This is a genomic window from Clostridium aciditolerans (assembly GCF_016316925.1).
Taxonomy (GTDB): domain Bacteria; phylum Bacillota; class Clostridia; order Clostridiales; family Clostridiaceae; genus Clostridium_AM; species Clostridium_AM aciditolerans.
Genome location: NZ_JAEEGB010000015.1, coordinates 87,930 through 112,247 on the forward strand (window position 1 = coordinate 87,930; position 24,318 = coordinate 112,247).

The window sequence follows — 24,318 nt, forward strand, 5'->3', positions numbered from 1 at the left end:
TTAATATTTCATTTCTGCTAAGCGCTTATAGAAGTCATATCTTTCTTTAGCATTTTTCTCTGCTTCATCAAACATTTTATCTGCAATTTCTGGAAATACATTCATAAGTGAAGAATATCTTATTTCACCATGTATGAAATCCTTAAATGGTTTTGTTGGTTCCTTTGACTCTAATAGGAACGGATTCTTTCCTTCTTCTCTAAACATTGGATTATATCTATATAAATGCCAATATCCACTTTCCACAGCTTTCTTTTCTTCCATTATGCTAGTTCCCATTCCAGATTTTATACCATGGCTTATACATGGAGCATATGCAATTATAAGTGATGGTCCCTTATATCTTTCAGCCTCAGTTATAGCTTTGATTGTTTGATTCATATTTGCACCCATTGCTATTTGAGCCACATATACATAACCATAAGTCATTGCCATTGCTCCAAGGTCTTTCTTTCTTACCTTCTTTCCTGCTGCTGCAAGCTTAGCTACCGCACCAGTTGGTGTAGATTTTGAGGATTGACCGCCAGTGTTAGAATATATTTCTGTATCCATAACAAATAGATTTACATCATCTCCCATTGCAAGTACTTGATCCACACCACCATATCCTATATCGTATGCCCAACCATCTCCACCTATAATCCATTGAGATTTCTTTATTAGATAGTCTTTTCTATCCATTATTTCTTTTATAATTTCATCCTGACTGTAGTCGTAACCTTTTAAAACCTCGAGTATTTTATCTGTAGCTTTTTTCGAACCGTCTCCATCATTCATTTCATTCAACCATAAATTGAAGGCTTCCTTTATTTCTTCTTTTCCATCAGCTAGCACATATATCTTCATTAAATCAGCTATTTTTTCTCTTATCTGCTTAACTCCTAAATACATTCCATATCCGTATTCAGCATTATCCTCAAATAGTGAATTTGCCCAAGCAGGTCCTTTGCCTTCTGCGTTTGTACTGTAAGCTATTGATGGCGCACTTGCTCCCCAAATTGACGAACAACCTGTAGCATTAGCAATCATCATCCTATCTCCAAATAATTGTGTTAAAAGCCTAATATATGGAGTTTCACCACATCCTGGACAAGCCCCGTTAAACTCAAGCAATGGTCTTACAAACTGGCTTCCCTTTAATGTGTTAGGATCCATAACATCATCCTTAGCAGTAACAGTCATTGCAAATTCCCAATTTTCTGCCTCCATCTCTATTTCATGATCTGCCTGTTTCATTATAAGCGCTTTTCCCGGTGCTGGACATACATCTGCACAATTACCACATCCTGTACAATCAAGTGGAGCAATTTGAATACGGTATTGATACTGTTCTAGTCCTTTTCCTGTTGCCTTTTTAGTTTTAAATGTATCTGGTGCTCTCTTTACTTCATCTTCATCTAGTAAAAATGGTCTTACAGTTGCATGAGGACATACATATGAGCATTGATTACATTGAATACATTTATCTATCTGCCATTCAGGTATCATTACAGCAATTCCTCTCTTTTCATATGCTGTTGTACCAAGTGGATAAGAACCATCTTCCATACCTACGAAAGTGCTAACAGGAAGTTCGTCACCTTCGTGTCTTGCTATAGGTCGTTGAATTTTCTTAATAAACTCCGGTTCATCTTTAATTGGCATATCCGGATCTTTTGCATCAGCCCAGGTTCCTGGTACAGTAATTTTTTTCAAGGAATCTATTCCTCTATCAACTGCAGCCTTATTCATTTCAACAATCTTTTGACCTTTTTTGCCGTAAATGTGCTCTATAGAATTCTTTAAGTATTCAATAGCATCTTCAATAGGAATTACATTAGCTAGTTTAAAGAATGCTGATTGCATTATCATATTTATTCTTCCGCCTAACCCTATTTCGCCTGCTATCGATATAGCATCTATCACATAAAAATTAATATTATGCTTTGCTATAGATCTCTTTATTGATGCTGGCAACCTTTCATCCAGTTCTTTCTCATCCCATGGACAGTTGAGCACAAATGTTCCACCATCTTTTAGACCTTTTAGTAAATCATAATTGTATACGAAGGACTTATTATGGCAAGCAATGTAATCAGCTTTATATACTAGATATGGTGATTTAATAGGCTTTTTACCAAATCTTAAATGAGAAACAGTTGTTCCGCCTGATTTCTTACTATCATAGGAGAAATACGCCTGTGCATAGAGGTTAGTGTTATCTCCAATAATCTTAACCGCACTCTTATTTGCTCCAACGGTACCATCTGATCCCAATCCATAGAACTTACAACTTATAGTTCCCTCTGGTGATGTTTGTATAATATCTTCTTCCGGAAGTGATGTGTTTGTTACATCATCTACTATTCCAATAGTAAATCCATCCTTTGGATTATCTTGTTTTAAATTATTAAACACTGCTAGTATTTGAGATGGTCTGGTATCTTTAGACCCTAATCCATACCTTCCTCCTACAATTACAGCCCTTTTCTCACTCTTATCATACAGCTTAACTACATCTAAATACAGAGGCTCTGCTAATGATCCCGGTTCTTTTGTTCTATCTAAAACTGCTATTTTCTTTACAGTCTTAGGCATTACATTAAAGAAATATTTAGATGAGAATGGTCTATATAAATGTACCTTTATAGATCCTACTTTTTCTCCCTTAGACATCAGGTAATCAACAGTTTCATCTATAGTATCACAAACTGAGCCCATAGCTACTATTATGTACTCTGCATCTGGTGCACCATAATAATCGAATGGATGATAAACTCTTCCAGTAACCTTCTCTATTTCTCTCATATAGTTCTCTACAATATCTGGTACCGCTAAATAAAATGGATTTGAAACTTCTCTCCCCTGGAAATAAATGTCTGGATTTTGCGCAGTACCTCTTACTACAGGGTGTTCTGGGTTTATTGATCTATCTCTAAATTGCTTAATAGCTTCATAGTCAACAAGTTTTGCAAGTTCTTCATACTCAATAACTTCTATCTTCTGATACTCATGTGATGTTCTGAAACCATCAAAAAAGTGCAAGAATGGAACCCTTGCTTTAATTGCAGATAAATGCGAAATGCATCCTAAATCCATTGCCTCTTGAACACTTGATGAAGCTAGTAATGCAAAACCAGTTTGCCTACATGCCATTACATCTTGGTGATCTCCAAATATTGACAATGCATGAGCAGCTATAGCACGGGCTGTTACATGAAAAACTCCTGGTAAATGTTCTCCTGCTATTTTATACATATTAGGAATCATTAGAAGTAGCCCCTGTGATGCTGTATATGTTGAAGTCAATGCTCCTGCCGCAAGTGAGCCATGAACTGATCCTGCTGCACCTGCTTCTGATTGCATTTCAGCGACTTTTACTGTCTGACCAAATATATTTTTTTTCCCATGAGCAGACCATTCATCTACACCTTCTGCCATAGGCGTGGATGGAGTTATCGGATATATTGCCGCAACTTCTGTAAAAGCATATGATGCATAAGCAGCAGCTTGATTTCCATCCATTGTCTTCATAACCTTTTTCATGAAATAATCCTCCTTACATTTCTAAAATAAGGCACAGGGAAATAAATAATAATTTAAATTTAGATGTGCCTGATATTCATACTATTTTCCTAACTTATTATTTGATACAGAAAGAATCTCATACATAAAATAAAAAATTATTTACTAATTTTTTTATTTTTACTAAGAAAATTCTAATTTTTAATATTATTAAGAAATTAGCAAAGAATATTATTAGTACAAAGAGGAATTAATTTTCTTTATCAATTGATAATACATTTCACCCCTATCATCATTGACTTTTAAGGGATTATACGTTATTATTATCTTATAATTTCTTATCAAGTGATAACAAATAATTTTAGGAGGAACTGTAGAAATGAATGAAAAAACCAAGGTCGCAAGGCTTTCTATATTATCAAACTCAAGCCTTATCATAATGAAATTATTTGTTGGAGTTTTTACTGGATCGGTAAGTATAGTATCTGAAGCCATCCATTCTACAATGGATTTAGTTGCAGCTATTATAGCTTATTTTTCTGTAAAAATTTCAAATAAACCTGCAGATGAAGACCATCCCTATGGACACGGTAAAGTTGAAAATATTTCCGGAGTAATAGAAGCCCTTCTTATCTTTGTAGCTTCTGTTTGGATAATAGTGGAGGCCATAAAAAAACTTCTTCATCCTGAGGCAGTTGAATCCATAGGTATCGGATTTATCGTTATGTTTATTTCCGCTGCAATAAATTACTTTGTATCAAACAAGTTATACAAAGTAGCTAAGCAGGAAGATTCTATAGCTTTAGAAGCTGATGCTTTGCATCTAAAAGCAGATGTCTATACCTCTCTCGGCGTAGGAGTAGGACTATTATTAATCTGGATTACAAAATTACATTTTTTAGATCCAGTAGTTGCAATTATAGTTGCGATATTTATTCTAAAGGAGGCTTTTGATTTATTAAAAACCGCATTTAACCCTTTACTTGATGTAAAGTTATCTGATAGTGAAATTAGTATTATTGAGTCTACTATAAGTAAGTTTAAATCTGTTTACTGCGATTTTCACGATTTGAGAACAAGAAAGTCTGGAAATATAAAATATATAGATTTGCATCTTGTTTTTCCTGAAAATATGTCAATAAAGGCTGCCCATGATATATGTGATAAAATAGAAGATGAGCTTGAGACCTCACTCAGGAATACAGAGGTTTTAATACATTTAGAATCCTGTACACATCAATGCCTTGTTTGTGAACACAAAGAAAATAATCATATAAAACAAAAATCACAGGAATAACCTTATTTATCCTGTGATTTTCGCTTTAATTATTCACTTAATGAATTTAACGCTCTTAGCAGATTATCAAGTTCTAGTCCGTGCACTTGAGCAGCCTGCTCTAAAGTTTCAGCTTGAGCTGAAGGACATCCAACACAGCCCATACCAAAGCTCATTAAAACTTCAGCATTTCTAGGATTTAATCTTATAACTTCTCCTATTGTCATATCCTTTGTTACTTTTTCCATAAGTAAATACCTTCCTTTTCACTTTTCTCATACTAAAAGTTAGTATGTGCCTTTATTATAAATTTATTATATTTTTATTTTAACTTAAATGCAAGAATGAACTTTTTTGTTAAATAGTAACCTTAATGATACTTACATACCTAAAGTTCTATTTATTTATCATCTTGAATTCACTATTGGTTAATTTAAAATTATTTTTTAGCCCCTCTGTTACATAGACTCCCTTGTCTTTTGTTATAAATATTGCTTCTACTCCAGGTAAAGAATTCTTTACATACTCAGGCCCTTTTTCTAGCCCCTGGTAAAAAATATACTTAGTCATGGCATCTGCATCAAAGGACACATCTGTTACAACAGTCACACTAGCTAATGAATTTTCCATAGGATATCCGGTAAAAGGATTTAATATATGATGATATTTTTTTCCGTTTTTCTCAATATATCTTTCATATATCCCTGAAGTTACTACAGTCTTGTTAGTAACCCCTAACGTACCTACAACTTCTCCTCTAGGTTCAAAAGGATTTTGTACCCCTATTTTCCATGGTTGACCATTAGGGCTATCATTTATTGTTAATACGTTTCCACCAAGATTTACAATTCCATGTTTTACTCCATATTGCTTTAAAACTTTTACAGCCTCATCTGCTGCAAATCCTTTCCCTATTCCACCTGCATCAATGGACATTCCAGGTCTCTTAAGCATTACTTTTTTATTTGCTTCATCTAGTGCTAAGTCTTTATATCCAACTAAAGCTTTTGCTGCATCTATTTCTGCTTGAGTTGGAACTTTAGCATTATCTGTTCCTATTCCCCAAAGCTTAACTAGCGGTCCTATTGTTATATCAAAGGCTCCCTTAGACTGCTCAGAATAGTATAATCCCTTTTTTATAACTGCAAAGGTATCATCGGATACTTTTACAAAATTCTTCCCTGCAGCATTTGCTACTGCATCAAATTCAGTTCCTTCTTTATTAATACTCATTTCATTTTCTATCTGTTTAATTCTTTGAAAAGCTTTATCAATTGCTTCATCTTTATTACCATCGTAAACTTTTATTGTACATATAGTACCTAGCATATATTCCGTTTTTTCAGTTGGTGCAACATTTTTTGAACTACATCCTCCTAAAAATAAGGACATAATCATAAGATTAACTAATAATATAGAAAGTTTTTTTCTACTAAGGTATTTCATTGTCTATCACCTTCTTTTCTATTTTAATTTTAAAGGAATTCCACATGAAACCAGATATGCTTCATCGCTTAATCTTGCTATAAACTGATTTATATGTCCTAGTATATCGCTAAAAATTCTTCCTAGTCTATGCTCTGATACTAATCCCCATCCTACTTCATTTGTAACAATAACTAAATTTTTATTATTTTCTTTAGCTGATGCTATCATATTTTCTATTTCATTCTTTATACTAAAACTTAATCTTTCTATCTCTTCTTGATTCATGCTTTCAAAATCATAATTTTTATCGAACATTAAATTTGTTACCATAGTTCCTATACATTCTAACATCACATACTTATTCTTATCCTCTTTTAATATCTTATCCAATCCTTTGTATCCTTCATAAGTTTCCCATTTTGAATTTCTTTGTTTCTTATGTTTTTCTACCCTTTTTTCCATTTCCTTATCTGTTACTATTGCAGTAGCAATGTATAACACATTATCCTTATCTTCTAGTAATTTTTCTGCAAAAGTACTTTTGCCACTTCTGCTACCTCCAGTAACTAAAGTTATTTTTGACATATAATCCGCTCCTAACATTACTATTTCGTCTTATATTTTTAACATAATGGATATCAAAATTAATGTTAATATTTCCACCAGCTCATTATTCGCTCCAAGAGTATCCCCTGTTAATCCACCAATTCTTTTTTCGCAGAATAAGTTGAATATAAGGGATAAAATTAACGCAGCAATTAATAAAATAACTATGTATCGTGGCGTCATCAATAATGCTAAAACTCCTAATGTAATTACTAAACCTATAATAAATTGGGCTATCCCAACATTACCAATAAAAAAGTTTCCTGTACCAGTACTTTTCGCAGTTTTTCCTTTAAACCCTAAAAACAATACTGAACACCTTGATATCATGGGCACTGCAATAATTGCTACTGAAAATTTTGGAACTATAAAAGAAAAGAGGGTATATTTAAGTAGTAAGTCCATAACCATAGCAATACAAGCATAAGTTCCTATTCTACTGTCTTTCATTATTTCTATTATTCTATCGCTGCCCTTAAAAGCGAAAAATCCATCACAGGTATCTCCCAGCCCATCTATATGTATTGCGCCTGTTACTATAACGCCGACTATTAAAATTATAATTATCACTGCATCTATAGGAATAATATTCACAAGTAGCTTGTACACTACCCACTGAATTCCACCTACTACTAAACCGATTACCGGAAAAAATATTGAGGCTCTTCTAAAGTTATCCTTTTCACAAGGCAAACTTATATTCACCGGAATCCTAGTTAAAAATTGAATCATCAATAAAAAATTGCATACAACTTCTTTCATAATTATAGTGCCTTCCTTTCATATTAACTTCAATTCGTAATTTAAAAATAATACGACATAATTTTTTTAGAGGACAGAGGACAATTGACAGAGGACAGTGAAGGAGGATTTTTCGTAACATAGTGGAGAAAAATCCTCCTTCACTGTCCTCTGTCCTCTGTCAATTGTCCTCTGATAAAAATTTTGCATCGCAAAATTTTTAGTTTACGACTTGCAGGTTTTTAAGTTAACTTTCTTGTTAGTTTCTCTAAACATGAGTTATACTATCTATGTACAGATTACCATATTCGTATTTTATAATACTTATATCTCCGTTATTTGAGCCAAAGTTCCAGAAATAATCTATATTTCCGCCAAGTATATAACAATACACTGATCTTATAACCCCTCCATGAGTCACAATAAGTATATTGTCATCCTCTAGTTTTAGGATATCATCCATAAAACTTTTAACTCTTTCAAAGACTTGTATACAACTCTCACCCTCAGGTGGAGAAGCATTTTTCCAATCTTCACACCATGCCTTCCATTCCTTTGGATAAAGCTGCTTTAATTCTTCATGGCCTTTACCTTCGAATTCGCCAAAGTCTCTTTCATTTATTCTCATATCAGTTATTAATTTATACTGCTTATTTTTTAATAGAATTTCAGCTGTATTTACTGATCTTTTCTTCTCACTTACATATACTTTGTTAAAGCTTACATCCTTTAATAATTCTCTTGCTTTTTCTGCTTGTAAAATACCTTCTTTAGTAAGCTCTACATCCAAACTACCATAATAACATTTACTTTTATTTTTTTCAGTTTCACCATGTCTTACAAAATATAAATTCATGTAAATCACTCCAGTTCTACCTTCTTAATTATATAAAAAATATTATAAATATACAAACTTAATAAAGGCTGCTAGCACATTGCTAGCAACCTTTACTTTATATTAAATACCTAATCTGGTAATGTAGACCCTCCAAAAGGCATAAGTATTACTTTAGCATTATCACTTTTTTCATTAAAAGCTGCATCTACAGCACTTTGAACATCTGAAAAAGGCTCCATAAATATACTTCTTACAAAATCCGGCTCCAATTCAGAAACTAAGAATATCTTAGCTTTCTTTAAAATCATAGCTATCGCCGCTGCTTTGTGGCCTCCAAGCTGAAAGTTTCTTTTAATTTCTTCAATCATATCTTCAGATTTCTCAAAGCTCAACATCCATTGCTCAAACACTTTCTCTCCTAGCCCTTCTTTACAAGAAGCTACTAATATTATTATTCCTCCATCTTTTACTGCATGTTTTGAATTATCTAATGCTTTTTGCGCTTGATATAAGTTTAAATCCTTAGGGTATCCTCCTGGAGTAGTGATAACTATATCAGCCTTCTCCTTTATATTTATCTTATAAAAGCTGTCTAAAAATCTGCATCCTTCTCTATGAGCATCTATATAATGTCCTGCTACTGCTTTAATTATTTTCTTGCTGCTGTCTAGAACTACATTTACTATAAAATCTATAGGAACAAATTTTTCTACAGCATCTATATCAATTCTTACTGGGTTAGTCTCTATATTTCCTGTTCTTGCCTCTTCTTCTACCATTCTGCTGTGATTTGCTTGAATTGCAGCTCTTGTAGAAACTCCAGGCATTATTGCCTTAGCGCCTCCGCTATAGCCTGCAAAATAATGATATTCTATGTTTCCAAGGCATATTCTTCTATCAGCCTTTGCTACCTCTTTATTTATATCTACCGGTGTTCCGTTTGCCGTTATTCCTAAGTGTACGTATTCTGTTGAATTGCTATCTATGCACTCTATTCTTTCATAAATTTCTTCTCCAACTAGATATTTTTTTTCATCTTCTGTGTGAGCTCTATGACTTCCAAGAGCAAATACTATTGTAATATTTTCATCCTTTATTCCCGCACTGTTAAGTTCCTCTATAACTACAGGAAGTACTGTTTTACTTGGCATAGGTCTTGTTATATCACTAGTTACTATTACAACATTTTCTCCAGCTCTAACAATATTCTTTAATTTACTAGAACTTATGGGATTGTCCATTGCTCTTCTAACTTCTTCTACACCAGTTAAATCAAGCCCAACCTCATTTGGAAGTAATATATTGGATACATTTTTTTCATCTATATTAAATTTTAATTTACCTTTTCCAAAGCCAAAGCTATACTCCATAAATAACTCTCCTCATCAATTAATTTAATACAAATTTTATAAAATTTTACATTTAACTTGTCATAAAGTTTAAAAATAAACAGTAGAGGCAGGCTCAAAGCTATTGAGTCTAAATCTACTGTTATTTATACAATTATATTATTTACTCTTCAATTCTTACTGGTCTTCCTTCTTCATAGGATTTTTTTGCAGCAATCGCTATAATTACTGGCTTTAATCCATCAATACCTTCAACTGGTGTTGGAGTATCATTTTTTATTGCATCAAAGAACTGCTTTAACTCCTCAACAAATGAATCCTTGTATCTTTCAAGGAAGAAGTATTTAGGCTTATCACTAAATACGCCTTCTGCTGTACTGAGTACTGCTGAAGTTGGAGCATCATTGCTAACAGTTACGCCTCCCTTTGATCCAAATACTTCTACTCTTTGGTCATATCCATATGCAGCTCTTCTGCTATTATCAATAATACCTATAGCACCATTTTTAAACTTTAGTGTAATCAAAGCTGTATCTACATCTCCTGCTTCTCCGATTGCAGGATCTACAAGTACTGCAGCATTAGTATATACCTCTGTTACTTCACTTCCTGATAAATATCTAACCATATCGAAATCGTGAATAGTCATATCTAAGAACATTCCTCCAGATACTCTAGCGTATTCAGCTGAAGGTGGTTCTGGATCCCTTGAAGTAACCTTAATTATATGTGGATCACCAATCTTGCCTTCTTTAACATATTCACGAACTTTGCTAAAGTTATGATCAAAACGTCTATTAAAACCAACTTGATACTTAACTCCTGCCTTTTTAACAGCATCTAATGCTGCAGCTATTCTATCAAGGTCATAGTCTATAGGTTTTTCACAGAAAATATGTTTTCCAGCATTAGCAGCTTCTATGGATATAGGCGAATGTGTATTTGTAGATGAACATATTAAAACAGTATTTATTTCTGAATCATTTAGTATATCATGATAATCTGAATATACATTTTCTATCCCTAAGTTTGCAGCCCAATCTTTTATATTGTCAGCATATACATCTGCAATAGCCTTAACTTTAACATCTACAAAATTATTAATTACATTCTCCGCATGAAGTTTTCCTATTCTTCCAGCTCCAATAATACCAAGTACAATTTTCTTATCCATAATCAATCTCTCCTATCAACATTTAGAATTTAGTATCTCTTATATAAAAAGATTCTTTACATATAAGAGATCTGCTTGGAATATTTTTATCTAAATACTATAGACCTGTCTTTTCTGCTATAAATTTTCTTGCTTTTATAGCATATTCTAATGGATTAGCTTTAGCAGGATCTTGTTCTGCTTCAACGACAAACCAACCTTCATAATTATTTTCATCTAGAATCTTAAATAGTGTATCGTAATCTATCATTCCGTCTCCTGGAACTGTGAATACTCCAGCTTTAACTGCATTTAAGAAGCTCATTTCTTCGCTCTTTACTGTATCTATTATTTCTTTTCTTATATCTTTTAAATGTACATGCTTAATTCTGTTTATATACTTCTTTAGAACCACCTCTGGATTTACATCCGAGAAAGTAAGATGTCCTGTATCGAAAAGTAAATATACTAGATTAGAGTCTGTCATCTCCATAAGTTTGTCTATTTCTTCTAAAGTTTGTACACCAGTACCCATATGGTGGTGATAAACTATCTTCATACCTTCTTGTGCTGCAAGTTTGCCTAACTCTTCTAGCCCTTTTGCAAGCTTGTTCCACTCTTCCTCTGTAAAGTGCGGCTTCTTGCTTAGAACTGGAGTATCCATCATACCTTGAATACTGTGTCCTTGCTCCGATACAACTATTACTTTTGCACCCATAGCATTAAGGAAATCTCTATGTTTTATAAATTCAATTACAGTCTCTTCTAGTGGTTTTGTAGTTAAGAATGAACTAAACCAGGCACTAGCTATATTTATCCCTCTTAAGTTTAAAGCCTTCTTTAATACTTCTGTATCTCTTGGATATTTGTTACCTACTTCACTTCCTGTAAAGCCAGCTAAAGCCATTTCACTAACACATTGCTCAAAAGTATTTTCTCCTCCAAGCTCGGGCATATCATCATTTGTCCATGCTATAGGAGCTATTCCCAATTTCACTTTATTTTTATCTAACATATCTTATCCCATCCCATCCTTGCCTTATTTTTAGTACTTTCTTGCATCCTTTATGTGACCCACAAGATCTTTATAAGCTTCTTTAATACTTTCTTTCTCTGAAACTTCTGCTGTTCCAACTCTCCACCATGATTCATAACCATTTGTCATAGTCTTAGGAAGAACTTTAATATCAATCAATGTTGAAACAGTTTGTTTCTTTGAATCTTCTATAGCTTTTCTTAATTCTTCTTCGTTTTTAACAGTATAGGTTTTACATCCATAGCTTTCTGCGTTCTTAGCAAAGTCTATCGGAACCAATCCTCCATCTAATTTACCAGTTTCAGGATTTCTAAATCTGAATTCAGTGCCAAAGCTTCCCATACCGTTCCCCATCTGAAGATTGTTTATACAACCAAAGGAAATATTATCAAATAGAAGTATATTGATTTTCTTTCTTTCTTGAATAGATGTAGGAAGCTCCGAGTGAAGCATCATATAAGATCCATCGCCTACCATAGCATATACTTCACGTTCAGGCTGAGCAATCTTTACCCCAAGAGAAGCATTTACTTCATACCCCATACAGGAATATCCGTATTCCATATGATATGTGTTAGCTTTCTTTGGACACCATACTCTCTGTAAATCTCCTGGTAAGCTTCCTGATGAACCTACCACAATAGCATCCTCGTCAAGCATTTCATCAAGTATACCTAATACTCTTGTCTGTGTTAGGAAAGAACCTGTTTGATTGCCAAACTCCTCTATTACATGATCTAGGTGCCCTGCCACTTCTGGCTTAAATGAATCTTTTTCATATTTTACATTAAAGAGGCGGTTAAGCTCCTCTGCCCAGTTATTCTTTACATCTTTTATTTCACTTGAATATCCTGATTTATACCCTACCTTGTCTAGCTCTTCTGTAAGAGTTTCTAAAGCACTCTTTGCATCTGCTACCACTCTTACAGCATCCATTTTGTAGGCGTCAAACTCAGCAACATTAATATTTACAAATTCTACATCAGGATTTTGGAAGATCCACTTTGAGGATGTAGTGAAATCCGTATATCTTGTTCCTATTCCTATAACAACATCCGCTTCCTTTGCTATTAGATTAGCTGAAAGGTTTCCTGTTACACCAATGCCTCCGAGGTTAAGCTCATGATTCCATTCAACTGCACTCTTTCCTGCTTGTGTTTCAGCAAAAGGAATATTATACTTTTCAGCAAATATCTTGAGTACTTCAGCAGCTTCGGAATATCTAACACCGCCTCCACATATTATTAAAGGTTTCTTTTTAGACTTAATAACGTCTAAAGCATCCTTTATCATTTCCTTAGTAGCAGGTCTTCTTTCTATTCTATGGACTCTCTTTTTAAAAAAAACAGTTGGATAATCATATGCTTCACCTTCAACATCTTGAGGTAATGCAATTGTAACAGCTCCAGTATCAGCTGGATTCGTAAGTACTCTCATGGCATTTATCATGGCAGACATGAGCTGCTCTGGACGACTTATACGGTCCCAGTACTTACTTACAGCCTTGAAAGCATCGTTGGTTGTAATATTAAAATCATGGTAATGCTCAACCTGCTGTAATACAGGGTCAGGCTGACGTACAGCATAGGTGTCACCAGGTAAGAAAAGCACTGGAATACGATTTGCACTTGCAGTTCCTGCTGCTGTAACCATATTCGCTGCACCAGGACCAACAGATGATGTGCAAGCGTAAATCTGCTTTCTGTGATTTTGCTTTGCAAAGCCTATCGCGGCATGAGCCATTCCTTGTTCATTTCTTCCTTGATGCACTATAAGTTCTCCTGAATCTTGTTCTAAAGCCTGTCCTAAGCCAAGAACATTACCGTGTCCAAAAATAGTAAATACACCTTTTACAAACTTAATTTCTTTTCCATCAAACTCTATATATTGGTTATCTAAAAACTTAACAAGGGCCTGTGCCATTGTAAGCCTAATAGTTTTCATATTTTCACCTCAAAACAAATAAATTTTTACCTATTTTAGGACATCCGCCGTATTGGAGGGAATCAGTAAAGAGGAACGGCGGATGTATATATAATTTAATAAGGGGCAATTTTATTAGTTTTTAAACATTGGAGTAATTCCAATATTGATTAAGTAAATTTTAATTTATTTATCAGGCCAAATTTTAGCATTTTCTTCTGTAACCCACAGATGTTCAGGCACAAAAATCGGAGTTATATATGGATTCCCATCTAAATGTCTTATTGCCCAAATATAATACATAGCATATCCTGGTGCTGTAGTTTGTGGATGTGTAGCATTGTCTAGTATTTTTACAGTATCATTATTCTTTAGCTTAACTACATCTTCTCCTAACTCTGAAAATCCATATCCCTGCTCAGGGTTAAACTTGTAAAAATATATTTCTGGTTGTGGATGATAATGTGGTGGATAGCTTGACCATTTTCCCGGGTAATCTACAACTTCTCCAACAACTAAGTTTGAATATTTAGCATTTGAATAATCAAATACAGTTCTTACAATTCTTGTGGAAGCTTCCTTCATTGTTCCTGCACCACGATTTTCACTTCTACATTCTTTACTTATATACAATTTTGATTCAAATATAGTGTCATTAGTTGTTTTAGTAACACATATTTCTGTATCTTCAGCAACACCTATAATTTTCACTTCAACATTCTTTGGTACATGAAGTACCCATGGCTCTTCATCAAAGCATGAATTTCTTAAAGCATTTTCTTTTTTACCATCATATTCAAAAGTAACTTCACCTTTAATTAAAAGAAATGCCCTTTCTTTTTCATCCTTATCTATCTCAACCTGATCCTTAGCAAGCCTCAGTATGCCAAAATCCATCATAGTGTTATGTTCTTGTTCATCAATAGTAGTTATCGAATTATAACCATATCTAAAAGGTTCATTCTGTCTAATCCTAAGCATAATTTGTCACCTCTTTATAATATTTAAGTCATTCTAAACCTTAGAATAAGCTTATAAATTTTTATTATATCTACTCTGAATTATTTACTCTTTCTTTCCAAAACCTTCTTAACTTTTGACATAATATCTTTGTAAGTAAGGTTATACTGCTCTTTTAAGTAATCTACAGGACCAACTTGGCCAAATCTATCTTCAACCCCAACTCTTTCAAGTGGTACAAGCTCATTTTCTGCTATTACTTCTGCTACTGCAGAACCTAATCCATTTAATATACTGTGGTTTTCAGCCGTTACAATAGCACCTGTTTCTTTTGCACAGTTCAATATAGCTTCTTTATCAATTGGTTTTAAAGTAAACATATTTTCAACTCTTACAGATATACCCTCTTTGTCCAATTCATCAGCAGCTTTTAATGCTTCTGCTACCATTATTCCTGTAGCAAATATTGTTACATCTTTGCCATCTCTAAGTACTATAGACTTTCCTATTTCAAAGGTTGAACCATTTTCATATATTTTTACCGCATTTTTTCTTAAAAGCCTAGTGTAGAACACACCATATTTATCAGCAATCTGCTCTATTATATTTTCAAGCATTACACTATCAACTGGTTCTAGTATTGTTATGTTTGGAACATTTCGGAGTATTCCCATATCCTCAAAAGGCATATGTGTTCCCCCATTAAAAGCCGCAGTTACTCCTGGGTCACTCCCTGTAATTTTTACATTAAGCTTTGCATATCCACAGGATAAAAAAATTTGATCGAAGCATCTTCTTGTAGCAAAAGGTCCAAAGCTATGAGCAAAAGGTATTAGCCCTACTGCAGACATACCTGCTGCAACACCAATCATATTTGCTTCCTGTATTCCTACATTAAAAGTTCTATCTGGATACGCTTTCTTGAATGGCATCATTCCCATTGAACTCATCAAATCTGCATCAAGAGCTACAATATTTTCATTTTTTTCTGCTAGTGTCATAAGCGTTTTAGCATACATATCTCTCATTGCTATTTCTTCATTTACTCTTTTTTCTGCTAATTTAATACTCATTATTTCATCACCTCTTGTAGCTTATTCTCTAATGCCTTAAGTGCATCTTCCATTTGCTCTTTGCTTACAGTTATATGGTGATTACTTAAAATACCTTCTGCAAAACTACATCCCTTTCCCTTAACAGTATTCAAAACTATTACTGAAGGTCTGCCTTCATTTTCTTTGGCCTTTTCTATAGCATGGTATACTTCCTCAACATTATGTCCATCAACACTCTGAGCATACCACCCGAAACTCTCGAATTTAGCTTTAATATCTCCAAGATCATTTATGTCTTTAGTGTATCCATCCAACTGCTGCTTATTGTAATCTACAAAGGCAATAAGATGGTCTATTTTTTGCTGAGCTGCACACATTACAGCTTCCCATACCTGACCTTCCTGTATCTCTCCATCTCCAAGTATTAAATAAGTATAGCTATCTTTACCTTTTAATCTATTCCCCAGGGCTACCCCTAATGCAGTAGAAGATCCTTGACCAAGAGACCCTGTAGTCATATCAATACCTGTCGTTAGATTTCTATCACAATGGCTTGGGAAATGAGTTCCTGGTGTATTTAGTGTAAGAAGGTCTTCTTTAGGGAAATATCCTTTCAGCGCAAGAGCTGAGTATATTGCAGGCCCTGCATGTCCCTTTGAACATACCAACCAATCTCTGTCTTCCCACTTTGGATTTTGAGGATCTATATTCATTACTTCACCATAAAGTACTGCTATAGTATCAGCAACGGACATTGCTCCTCCCATATGTCCAAAACCTAAAGTACCTATGGCTCTCACTGTTTCTATTCTTATCTTTAAAGCAAAAGCTTCTAATTCTCTTATTTTGTCCAAACTAAGCATTCTACACCTCCATTTTTTTATCATAAGCCTCTTTCATAGCTTCTATAAGAGGCATTTTTACTCCGGAAAGGAACCTCACCATTGCACCTCCAGCTGTACAAACATAATTTATTTTATTTGTATCTATAAAGCGCTGTGCTGCATTTACTGTATCCCCTCCGCCAATTACGGAATAACCTTCAGCATCTGCTATAGCATTCCATATCGCTTTAGTTCCATCTTCAAATATTTTATTCTCGTAAACTCCAGCTGGACCATTTACAAAAATAGTTCCTGCTTTTGAAAGTTCCTCTTCAAATATTTCTATAGTTTTATGGCCTATATCCATGCACATGTGACTAGTAGGAAGTTCTTCTATAGAAATTTCTTTTCTAGATCCATCCTGCTCATATGCTAAGTCCACTGGATACGTTATCTTTTCACCGTATTTTTTAATATATTCTTTAGCTGGCTCTATAAACACATCGAGATTTCTATTTTTTATAAATTTCTCGTTAGCTTCTCCTAATTGGTATCCCTTTGCCATAAGCATTATATGCCCAGTTATACCACAACATAATATTCTATCTGCAGTATCATTTTCTAAAACCTGTTTCATCATTCCAAAAGCATCTGAGATTTTAAGTCCACCAAGTACAAATACAGAAGGCTTATTTGGACATTCCATAACCTTTGTTAAAGCACTTAATTCTTTAAACATTAACGTACCTGCCGCACTAGGAAGAATTTCTTGAAAAGCGACCATAGACGGTGCATTTCTGTGTGCTGCCGCAAAGGCATCATTTACATAGCAATCCACAATAGGTGCAAGACCTCTAACTAAGTAGGTATTTAGCATTCCTTTTGCATCTAATTTCACGTCGTTTTCGAAAGTGGATACCTCTTCCGTTAAATATCTTAGGTTTCCCAAAAGAACTAACTCACCGCATTTCAAATTTTTGACTGTTTCCTGAGCCGCAGGACCACATACATCATCTACGTATTTTACTTCTCTGCCAAGCTTTTGAGATAACTTTTCTGCATGCTCTTTCATGGACATTAAATTATGATAGTCTAATGTATCTCCCTGATGCGCTATTATAGCAATCTTAGCTCCTTGTCCTATCAGATAGCTTAGTGTAGGAATGCTTTTATTTATTCTATTTTCACTTACTATCTTTTTACTTTCCGGATCAATTGGTGAATTTATATCAAGTCTTAATAATACTGTCTTATTTTTATAGTCAAACTCTTCCATAGATTTTATTTTAGTTGCTGTTATTCCATCCATTTTCCCATCCCCAAATATTTATTTGTTTCTGCAACTCCCTCGAGCCTATCTGTTTGCATTTCCATAGCAGCCCTTATAGCATCTATATTTTCTGGTATAACTACTGCTTCTTGAGGAATATTTATTGCAAACATTATGTCTTTTCCTGACTTAACAATTGACTCTTCAAATACTGCTATTTCATACATATCTCCTCTTGGATTTCCAAGATCTCTTGCATATCTAAATAATGAAGCATTTCCAAGGAATCCATCAGCAAGTTTCACTACTCTTATTCTTGGATGTTTACTAAACATTTCTAATAATTGCTCTTTTGATATATCCTTTTTAGGTGTAGCTAAAACAGTTATGATATGTCCATGTGTTACTGGTGTATGAACAAGTATTCCTGTTGCATCAACATGAGGCATTATTGTCATTAAGTCTAATGCCTGATGACTTGGCGCCTTATCAACCTGTAATGCATTTGTAAGACCTCTGTGATAGTCACCAGGATCAGCAACACGTCTTATTATTGTTATTGCAACTTTTTCAACACCTACTTCTCTATCTATACAATCTACTGCTCTGATAAGTCCTGTAGTGTTGCAGGAAGTTAACTTTAAGAATTGTTTACCTATTCCCTTTTCATAGTTTGCATAACCATGGAAGAATACATCTGCCACATTGTTTTTTTCTCCACCTTGGAATATTGCTTTTTTATTGTATTTAGCATAAAGTTCTTTATTTTTAGCTCCTACTCCAGCACTAGTAGCGTCAAGGATAACATCACATTTTTGCACTAATTCTTCAAGGGTACCGCTTACAGGTATTCCTAATTCATCAAATAGTTTTTTATTTTCCGGTACTGCAGTATATAAAGCATATGGCAATCCTTTTTCTTTTAAAGCTCTTACTGAAAGTGTAGGTGAAACATCTGCAACTCCCACTAATTCCATATCTTTTTGAGAAGCAACTCCATCTGCAAGTCTTTGTCCAATAACGCCGAAACCTGCAACGCCAACTTTTATCATTTTTATTCCCCCTATTTTTTAATATTTATCTTTTAATAAACCTTTAAGTTTTAGAATAATACTATTTATAATTGACCAAGTAACGCTTTGGTGTGTTCTGCAACCATCTCTGGAGTAATATCATTTTTTCTAGCAACTCCAGTATCAATTGCAGCTTTAGCTACATATTCAGCAACTTTAGGTGCTATTCTCAAATCAAAGGCTTCCGGTATAACATACTCCGGTCTTAACTTATCTTCATCTACAAGTCCTGCTATAGCATAGGCTGCTGCTATCTTCATTTCATCATTAATTTCACTAGCATGAACATCTAATGCTCCTCTAAATATTCCTGGAAAAGCTAATACATTATTAACTTGATTTGGGAAGTCTGATCTACCTGTGCATACTACCTTTGCCCCAGCTTTTACAGCTAAGTGGGGAAGTATTTCTGGATTTGGATTTGCCATAGCCATAATAATTGAGTCTCTGTTCATTGATTTAACCATTTCCTGTGTTACACAGTTTGCAACTGACACTCCCAAGAATACGTCTGCACCTTTTAACGCATCCGTTAGATTTCCTGATATTAATTCTTTGTTAGTTATTTCAGCTATTTCGTCTTTGTATTTATTCATACCAGAAGGTCTTCCTTTATATATTGCTCCTTTAGTATCGCAAAGAATTACATCCTTAGTTCCCATCTTTAATAATAGTTTAGTAATAGCAATTCCTGCTGCGCCTGCACCGTTTATAACTACTTTAATATCTCCAAACCTCTTATTAGTGAGTTTCAATGCATTAATCAAGCATGCAGCTGAAACTACTGCTGTTCCATGTTGATCATCGTGAAATATCGGTATATTAGAAATTTCTTTAAGCTTTTGTTCAATCTCAAAACACTCTGGAGCCTTTATATCCTCTAGATTAATTCCACCAAAAGTCGGTTCCATAAGTTTAACTGTTTCAACAATCTTATCTACATCCTTAGTTTCTAAACATATTGGGAAAGCATCTACTCCACCAAAGGCTTTAAATAATACTGCTTTGCCTTCCATAACAGGAAGTCCTGCTCCTGCACCTATGTCTCCAAGTCCCAATACTGCTGTACCATTTGTTACTACAGCAACCCAGTTTCCTCTTGATGTGTAATCATAAATCATCTCTGGATTTTTATTAATTTCCAAACAAGGTTCTGCAACTCCTGGTGTATATGCAAGTGTCATATCTTCTTGATTTTTAACCGGTACCTTACAATTCAAAGCTATCTTACCTTCATTATCTTTGTGAAATTTTAGTGCTCTTTCTCTTAAATCCAACATTATTTCCTCCTGTCTGTACTATAAATTTTATTTTTTATGCATTAGCACTTGTTGCATTATTTGTGTTTGTAACTGGCGCTATTTTAGCTTTCTTTTGAGCTTGAGTTCTTAAAACATCTACATAAACGGCACCTATTATAACTAATCCTATTGCAACAGTTTGTATATCTGCTGGTACGCTTAGAAGATTTAATCCATTTCTAAGTACAGCCATAATCATAGCTCCTATTAACGTTCCCCATACTGTACCAGATCCACCCATAAAGGATGCTCCACCTATTATACAAGCAGCGATAGCATCTGCATCGTAGTCTAAACCCGCTAGTGGAAATGCTGCATTAACTCTTCCTACTAAAACTATTCCACATAGTGCTGCCATGAAACCACATATCGTATAAACTAGTATTAATGTTCTATGCACATTAACACCAGATAGCTTTGCAGCTTCTTGATTACCACCAACTGCATATATATATCTACCTTGAGCTGTTCTAGTTAAGAATATATGGAAAACTACAAATACAACTAAAACTAATATGAAACTTACTGGTATCGCTCCTATTTTTTCTGATCCTAAAAATTGAACTGATTTAGAGAAACCTGATATTGGAGAAGCTGCTGTAACTATAAGAGCTAAACCTCTTGCCACATTTTTCATAGCTAATGTTGATATAAATGGATGTGGTAATTTTAGTTTAGTAAGCATAATTCCATTGAGAAATCCTAGAAAAGCACCAACTGATAAGCATAGTGGAAGAGCTAGCATAGGAGACATATTCCACTTTGTTATAGCAACTCCCATTACGCATATAGATAACGCCAACATAGAACCAACAGAAAGATCGATACCTGCTGTTATTATAGTAAGTAGCATACCAACAGAAATTAAGCTATTTATTGCAGATTGATTTGCTATATTCATTATGTTTTTAAAGGTAAAAAACTGATCCGATGCAAAGGTCAAAACAACACAAAGTATTAACAAGCCTAATAAAGGACCAAGCTTAGATAATATACTTTTTAAAGATTTATCTTCGTTTAAATCAAACCTTGCTTTTTTGTTTGTTTGTTCCATTTACTATATCCCTCCCGAAGCCGCTTTCATAATATTTTCTTGATTTGCCTCTTTTCTGTTAAATTCACCTGTAATCTTTCCCTCATGCATAACAATAATTCTATCGCTCATACCTAATATCTCTGGCATTTCCGAAGAAATCATTATTATTGCTGCTCCTTTAGCCACAAGTTCATTCATAACATTATAAACTTCAACTTTAGCTCCTACGTCTATACCTCTTGTTGGTTCATCAAAAATATATATATCTGCATCTGTATTTAACCACTTAGCTATAACCACTTTTTGTTGATTTCCGCCGCTAAACTGCCTTACTATAAAGTTATCCAGCGGAGGATTTATATTTAATTTTTTGATATTTTCAGCACATCTTTGTTTAGATTTGCTTGCACTCAAAAGTAATCCATTTTTTATTTTATTAAAAGATGAAATATTCATATTAAATGCTACTGTATTGTCAAGGATTAACCCTTGTCCTTTTCTATCCTCAGTTAAAAATGCTATTTTATTATTCATCGCATCTCTAGGGGATTTTATTTTAACCTTTTTGCTGTGCACAAATATATCTCCAGCGTCTTTAGGATCTGCTCCAAAAATGACTCTCATAACTTCAGTTCTCCCAGCTCCTACAAGACCTGCCAATCCAAGGATTTCTCCTCTTTTTACACCAAAAGTAATGTTTTCAAACACACCATTTTTACTTAAACCCTCAACTCTTAGCGCTTCTTCACCTAGTTTAGTTTCTATTTTAGGAAATTGTTCTTCCAAATCTCTTCCAACCATTAATTTTATTAGAATATCTGTCGTAACTTCTTTTTTATCTAAAGTCTTAACCTTTTCCCCATCTCTCATAACTGTAACTCTATCGCATATTTCTAAAATTTCTTCAAGTCTGTGTGAAATATATACTATCCCTATACCCTTATCTCTTAAACTTTTTACAGTTCTTAACAACTCTTTAACTTCTCTATTACTTAAACTCGCTGTAGGCTCATCCATTATTAATACTTTTGTCTTTACACTTAAAGCTTTTGCTATTTCAACCATCTGTTGTTGTCCCACGCCTAACATATTTATAGGTAACTTTGGGTTAATTTCTTGTCCTAAATCCTTTAATAACTCAGAAGCCCTTTCTATCATGTGTGTTCTATCAAGTAACTTGCCTTTTTTAATTTCTCTACCTAAAAAAACATTTTCTGCAACTGTAAGTTGTTTAACAATATTTAGTTCTTGGTATATAGCTGTTATTCCTAAGTTCATAGCATGTTTAGGTCCATCAATAACCGTTTCTTTACCTTCAACAAATATTTTCCCTTCATCATTTCTATGAGCACCTGTTAAAATTTTAATTAGCGTAGACTTACCCGCTCCATTTTCTCCTACTAATCCGAGTACTTCACCTGGATACACATCTAAATCTATTGAATTTAATGCTCTAACCCCAGGAAATATCTTGGAAACGCCTTTTAATTCAATAATAGGCTGTTTCATTATACAACTCACCTCTATTTCCAATTAGCTATAATATTTATATTTTTTAATTTTGTGAACCCAACGTATTTTAAGTTAGTCGGGTCCACATTTTAATACTTATATAATGAAAGTTATTTTTTAAGTATTTTATCTAACTCAGCTTGCGCCTGATCTACATTTTCTTTAGTTATCATCTTTGTACCAGTATCAACTCTCTTGTCAACGTTTTCACCTTTAGCCGCCTTAACTGCAGTTTCTACACCTAATTTACCTATATTATATGGACTTTGTGCTACTGAAGCTGTAAGCTCTCCAGCTTTTATTGATTTCATAGCATCTGGTGAACCGTCAAATCCAATTACAGCAACATTTGTTTTATTAGCTTGTTTAAGTGCTCTTAGAGCTCCTAGTGCCATTTCATCATTTGAGCAGAAAACACCTTTTACATTTGGATGAGTTTGTAGAAGGTTTTCCATTACTGACATAGCTTTGTTTCTATCACTGTTAGCTGGCTGAATTTCTACAACTTTAACACCAGCAGCTTCTAACTCTTGCTTAGCACCATTTACACGTTCATCATGAGTTGCATCTCCTAAAGCTCCTCTTATAATAACAACTTCTGATCCTTTTCCAGCCTTTTCTGCTAAGTACTTACCACCAAGCTGTCCACCAGCCAAGTTCCCTGTTCCAACAAAGGCTTTTTTCTTATCCCATTTAGCATCTGTGTCTATAAGAATAACAGGAATTTTAGCAGCATCCGCCTTATCAAAAGTAGCTAGTGCAGCACTAGGTTGTGATGGTGCTACAACTAAAACGGAAACTTTCTTAACTATTTGATCTTCCATTAAGGAAGTTTGCCCTGCGATGTCAGTTTCATCATTTGGACCAAGTACTTGTACATCTACTCCCAATTCTTTACCAGCATCCTTTTCACCCGCTTGTACTATCTTCCAATAGTCACTGTTTACCGCTTTTAAAACAACAGATATAGTAGGCTTTCCATCTTTCTTATTAGATGCTTCTTGACTTTCACCTGTTGACTTATTTCCACATCCAACAAACAATGATGACATTACTGCCGTAATAGCGAGAGCACTTAATAATTTTCCATATCTCTTCATCAATTTTCCCCCTTAATTTTATTAAAATTTGAACCATACCTATTTTATATTTATTATTAAATTCTATCCTCCTCTCATTAGAATTTAATTTTTATGTAATATTATTTTGTACTATTTAATATAAAGGGACTTTTTAGCATTAAAGTTAAAAATATAAAGATATTTTTGCCAAGTGTATAAGTACTATATTTATTTATATAAATAATGTATAATTTAAATATTGCATATTATCTGAATTTTTCACCATTTGCTTTGGCATATTTAAATAATAAAGTAAATTCTAAATTTTCAAAACTATAATTTTTTACTATTTGTTTACTTTTTAAAAATATC

Annotated in this window: 20 protein-coding genes; 1 reads left to right on the plus strand and 19 read right to left on the minus strand. The window is 33.9% G+C overall.

Annotated elements, in window-relative coordinates; genetic code table 11:
• Entirely contained in the window at positions 1-3,525 is a 3,525-nt protein-coding gene (gene nifJ / locus I6U51_RS13815; protein WP_211143203.1) for a pyruvate:ferredoxin (flavodoxin) oxidoreductase, read from the minus strand.
• A gap of 358 nt (positions 3,526-3,883) precedes the next feature.
• Here nifJ and I6U51_RS13820 point away from each other — a divergent pair, with 358 nt between their 5' ends.
• On the plus strand, positions 3,884-4,801 hold the full coding sequence (locus I6U51_RS13820) for a cation diffusion facilitator family transporter (RefSeq protein WP_211143204.1): 918 nt from the start codon (positions 3,884-3,886) through the stop codon (positions 4,799-4,801).
• A 29-nt stretch (positions 4,802-4,830) separates the two neighbouring features.
• On the opposite strand, the gene I6U51_RS13825 is transcribed toward I6U51_RS13820, so the two are convergent.
• The 18 genes from I6U51_RS13825 to I6U51_RS13910 all read right to left on the minus strand — a co-directional run bounded on the left by I6U51_RS13825 (position 4,831) and on the right by I6U51_RS13910 (position 23,985).
• Positions 4,831-5,028, minus strand: coding sequence for a DUF1858 domain-containing protein (locus I6U51_RS13825; RefSeq protein ID WP_211143205.1), 198 nt, complete (start codon positions 5,026-5,028; stop codon positions 4,831-4,833).
• A 148-nt stretch (positions 5,029-5,176) separates the two neighbouring features.
• On the minus strand, positions 5,177-6,226 hold the full coding sequence (locus tag I6U51_RS13830) for an FAD:protein FMN transferase (protein WP_211143206.1): 1,050 nt from the start codon (positions 6,224-6,226) through the stop codon (positions 5,177-5,179).
• An 18-nt stretch (positions 6,227-6,244) separates the two neighbouring features.
• Entirely contained in the window at positions 6,245-6,793 is a 549-nt protein-coding gene (gene cobU / locus I6U51_RS13835) for a bifunctional adenosylcobinamide kinase/adenosylcobinamide-phosphate guanylyltransferase (RefSeq protein WP_211143207.1), read from the minus strand.
• Positions 6,794-6,823: 30 nt separating this feature from the next.
• Complete coding sequence (gene cobS, locus I6U51_RS13840) at positions 6,824-7,576, minus strand: adenosylcobinamide-GDP ribazoletransferase (RefSeq protein ID WP_211143208.1); 753 nt, start codon at positions 7,574-7,576, stop codon at positions 6,824-6,826.
• A gap of 247 nt (positions 7,577-7,823) precedes the next feature.
• Entirely contained in the window at positions 7,824-8,411 is a 588-nt protein-coding gene (gene cobC / locus I6U51_RS13845) for an alpha-ribazole phosphatase (protein WP_211143209.1), read from the minus strand.
• 110 nt (positions 8,412-8,521) lie between these two features.
• Positions 8,522-9,763, minus strand: coding sequence for a nickel-dependent malate racemase, LarAH6 family (gene larAH6, locus I6U51_RS13850; protein ID WP_211143210.1), 1,242 nt, complete (start codon positions 9,761-9,763; stop codon positions 8,522-8,524).
• 142 nt (positions 9,764-9,905) lie between these two features.
• Entirely contained in the window at positions 9,906-10,916 is a 1,011-nt protein-coding gene (iolG, locus tag I6U51_RS13855; RefSeq protein WP_211143211.1) for an inositol 2-dehydrogenase, read from the minus strand.
• 97 nt (positions 10,917-11,013) lie between these two features.
• On the minus strand, positions 11,014-11,910 hold the full coding sequence (iolE, locus tag I6U51_RS13860; protein WP_211143212.1) for a myo-inosose-2 dehydratase: 897 nt from the start codon (positions 11,908-11,910) through the stop codon (positions 11,014-11,016).
• Between the two features lie 30 nt (positions 11,911-11,940).
• Positions 11,941-13,875: a 3D-(3,5/4)-trihydroxycyclohexane-1,2-dione acylhydrolase (decyclizing) gene (gene iolD / locus I6U51_RS13865; protein WP_211143213.1), complete on the minus strand. Its 1,935-nt coding sequence runs from the start codon at positions 13,873-13,875 to the stop codon at positions 11,941-11,943.
• Positions 13,876-14,040: 165 nt separating this feature from the next.
• Positions 14,041-14,835: a 5-deoxy-glucuronate isomerase gene (locus tag I6U51_RS13870; RefSeq protein ID WP_211143214.1), complete on the minus strand. Its 795-nt coding sequence runs from the start codon at positions 14,833-14,835 to the stop codon at positions 14,041-14,043.
• Between the two features lie 80 nt (positions 14,836-14,915).
• Positions 14,916-15,887: a transketolase family protein gene (locus I6U51_RS13875; RefSeq protein WP_211143215.1), complete on the minus strand. Its 972-nt coding sequence runs from the start codon at positions 15,885-15,887 to the stop codon at positions 14,916-14,918.
• Positions 15,887-16,732, minus strand: coding sequence for a transketolase (locus I6U51_RS13880; protein ID WP_211143216.1), 846 nt, complete (start codon positions 16,730-16,732; stop codon positions 15,887-15,889). The genes I6U51_RS13875 and I6U51_RS13880 overlap by 1 nt, the downstream gene beginning before the upstream one ends.
• 1 nt (position 16,733) lies before the next feature.
• Positions 16,734-18,002: a phosphoglycerate kinase gene (locus I6U51_RS13885; RefSeq protein ID WP_211143217.1), complete on the minus strand. Its 1,269-nt coding sequence runs from the start codon at positions 18,000-18,002 to the stop codon at positions 16,734-16,736.
• The gene (locus I6U51_RS13890) at positions 17,990-19,015 is read right to left on the minus strand and encodes a type II glyceraldehyde-3-phosphate dehydrogenase (protein WP_246517345.1); all 1,026 of its coding nucleotides are present in this window, start codon (positions 19,013-19,015) and stop codon (positions 17,990-17,992) included. Before I6U51_RS13890 ends, I6U51_RS13885 begins: the two co-directional genes overlap by 13 nt.
• Positions 19,016-19,080: 65 nt before the next feature.
• Positions 19,081-20,316: an NAD(P)-dependent malic enzyme gene (locus tag I6U51_RS13895; protein WP_211143218.1), complete on the minus strand. Its 1,236-nt coding sequence runs from the start codon at positions 20,314-20,316 to the stop codon at positions 19,081-19,083.
• Positions 20,317-20,350: 34 nt separating this feature from the next.
• Positions 20,351-21,391 carry an ABC transporter permease gene (locus tag I6U51_RS13900; RefSeq protein WP_211143219.1) on the minus strand — a complete coding sequence of 347 codons (1,041 nt, stop codon included), beginning with the start codon at positions 21,389-21,391 and terminating at the stop codon, positions 20,351-20,353.
• A 3-nt stretch (positions 21,392-21,394) separates the two neighbouring features.
• Entirely contained in the window at positions 21,395-22,882 is a 1,488-nt protein-coding gene (locus I6U51_RS13905; protein ID WP_211143220.1) for a sugar ABC transporter ATP-binding protein, read from the minus strand.
• A 113-nt stretch (positions 22,883-22,995) separates the two neighbouring features.
• Positions 22,996-23,985: a sugar ABC transporter substrate-binding protein gene (locus tag I6U51_RS13910; protein WP_211143221.1), complete on the minus strand. Its 990-nt coding sequence runs from the start codon at positions 23,983-23,985 to the stop codon at positions 22,996-22,998.
• Between the last annotated feature and the right edge of the window lie 333 nt (positions 23,986-24,318).

Excerpts from the sequence above, each read along its gene's own strand:
- larAH6 (WP_211143210.1), bottom strand. The coding sequence starts at position 9,763 with ATGGAGTATAGCTTTGGCTTTGGAAAAGGTAAATTAAAATTTAATATA.
- iolD (WP_211143213.1), bottom strand. The coding sequence starts at position 13,875 with ATGAAAACTATTAGGCTTACAATGGCACAGGCCCTTGTTAAGTTTTTA.
- I6U51_RS13880 (WP_211143216.1), bottom strand. The coding sequence starts at position 16,732 with ATGCTTAGTTTGGACAAAATAAGAGAATTAGAAGCTTTTGCTTTAAAG.
- I6U51_RS13895 (WP_211143218.1), bottom strand. The coding sequence starts at position 20,316 with ATGTTGGATTTAAGAGAAAGAGCACTAAAATTTCACAAAGATAATGAA.
- I6U51_RS13830 (WP_211143206.1), bottom strand. The coding sequence starts at position 6,226 with ATGAAATACCTTAGTAGAAAAAAACTTTCTATATTATTAGTTAATCTT.
- I6U51_RS13870 (WP_211143214.1), bottom strand. The coding sequence starts at position 14,835 with ATGCTTAGGATTAGACAGAATGAACCTTTTAGATATGGTTATAATTCG.
- I6U51_RS13875 (WP_211143215.1), bottom strand. The coding sequence starts at position 15,887 with ATGAGTATTAAATTAGCAGAAAAAAGAGTAAATGAAGAAATAGCAATG.
- nifJ (WP_211143203.1), bottom strand. The coding sequence starts at position 3,525 with ATGAAAAAGGTTATGAAGACAATGGATGGAAATCAAGCTGCTGCTTAT.
- cobU (WP_211143207.1), bottom strand. The coding sequence starts at position 6,793 with ATGTCAAAAATAACTTTAGTTACTGGAGGTAGCAGAAGTGGCAAAAGT.
- iolG (WP_211143211.1), bottom strand. The coding sequence starts at position 10,916 with ATGGATAAGAAAATTGTACTTGGTATTATTGGAGCTGGAAGAATAGGA.
- I6U51_RS13825 (WP_211143205.1), bottom strand. The coding sequence starts at position 5,028 with ATGGAAAAAGTAACAAAGGATATGACAATAGGAGAAGTTATAAGATTA.
- cobC (WP_211143209.1), bottom strand. The coding sequence starts at position 8,411 with ATGAATTTATATTTTGTAAGACATGGTGAAACTGAAAAAAATAAAAGT.
- iolE (WP_211143212.1), bottom strand. The coding sequence starts at position 11,910 with ATGTTAGATAAAAATAAAGTGAAATTGGGAATAGCTCCTATAGCATGG.
- I6U51_RS13910 (WP_211143221.1), bottom strand. The coding sequence starts at position 23,985 with ATGAAGAGATATGGAAAATTATTAAGTGCTCTCGCTATTACGGCAGTA.
- I6U51_RS13900 (WP_211143219.1), bottom strand. The coding sequence starts at position 21,391 with ATGGAACAAACAAACAAAAAAGCAAGGTTTGATTTAAACGAAGATAAA.
- I6U51_RS13820 (WP_211143204.1), top strand. The coding sequence starts at position 3,884 with ATGAATGAAAAAACCAAGGTCGCAAGGCTTTCTATATTATCAAACTCA.
- I6U51_RS13890 (WP_246517345.1), bottom strand. The coding sequence starts at position 19,015 with ATGATAAAAGTTGGCGTTGCAGGTTTCGGCGTTATTGGACAAAGACTT.
- I6U51_RS13885 (WP_211143217.1), bottom strand. The coding sequence starts at position 18,002 with ATGGATGGAATAACAGCAACTAAAATAAAATCTATGGAAGAGTTTGAC.
- I6U51_RS13905 (WP_211143220.1), bottom strand. The coding sequence starts at position 22,882 with ATGAAACAGCCTATTATTGAATTAAAAGGCGTTTCCAAGATATTTCCT.
- cobS (WP_211143208.1), bottom strand. The coding sequence starts at position 7,576 with ATGAAAGAAGTTGTATGCAATTTTTTATTGATGATTCAATTTTTAACT.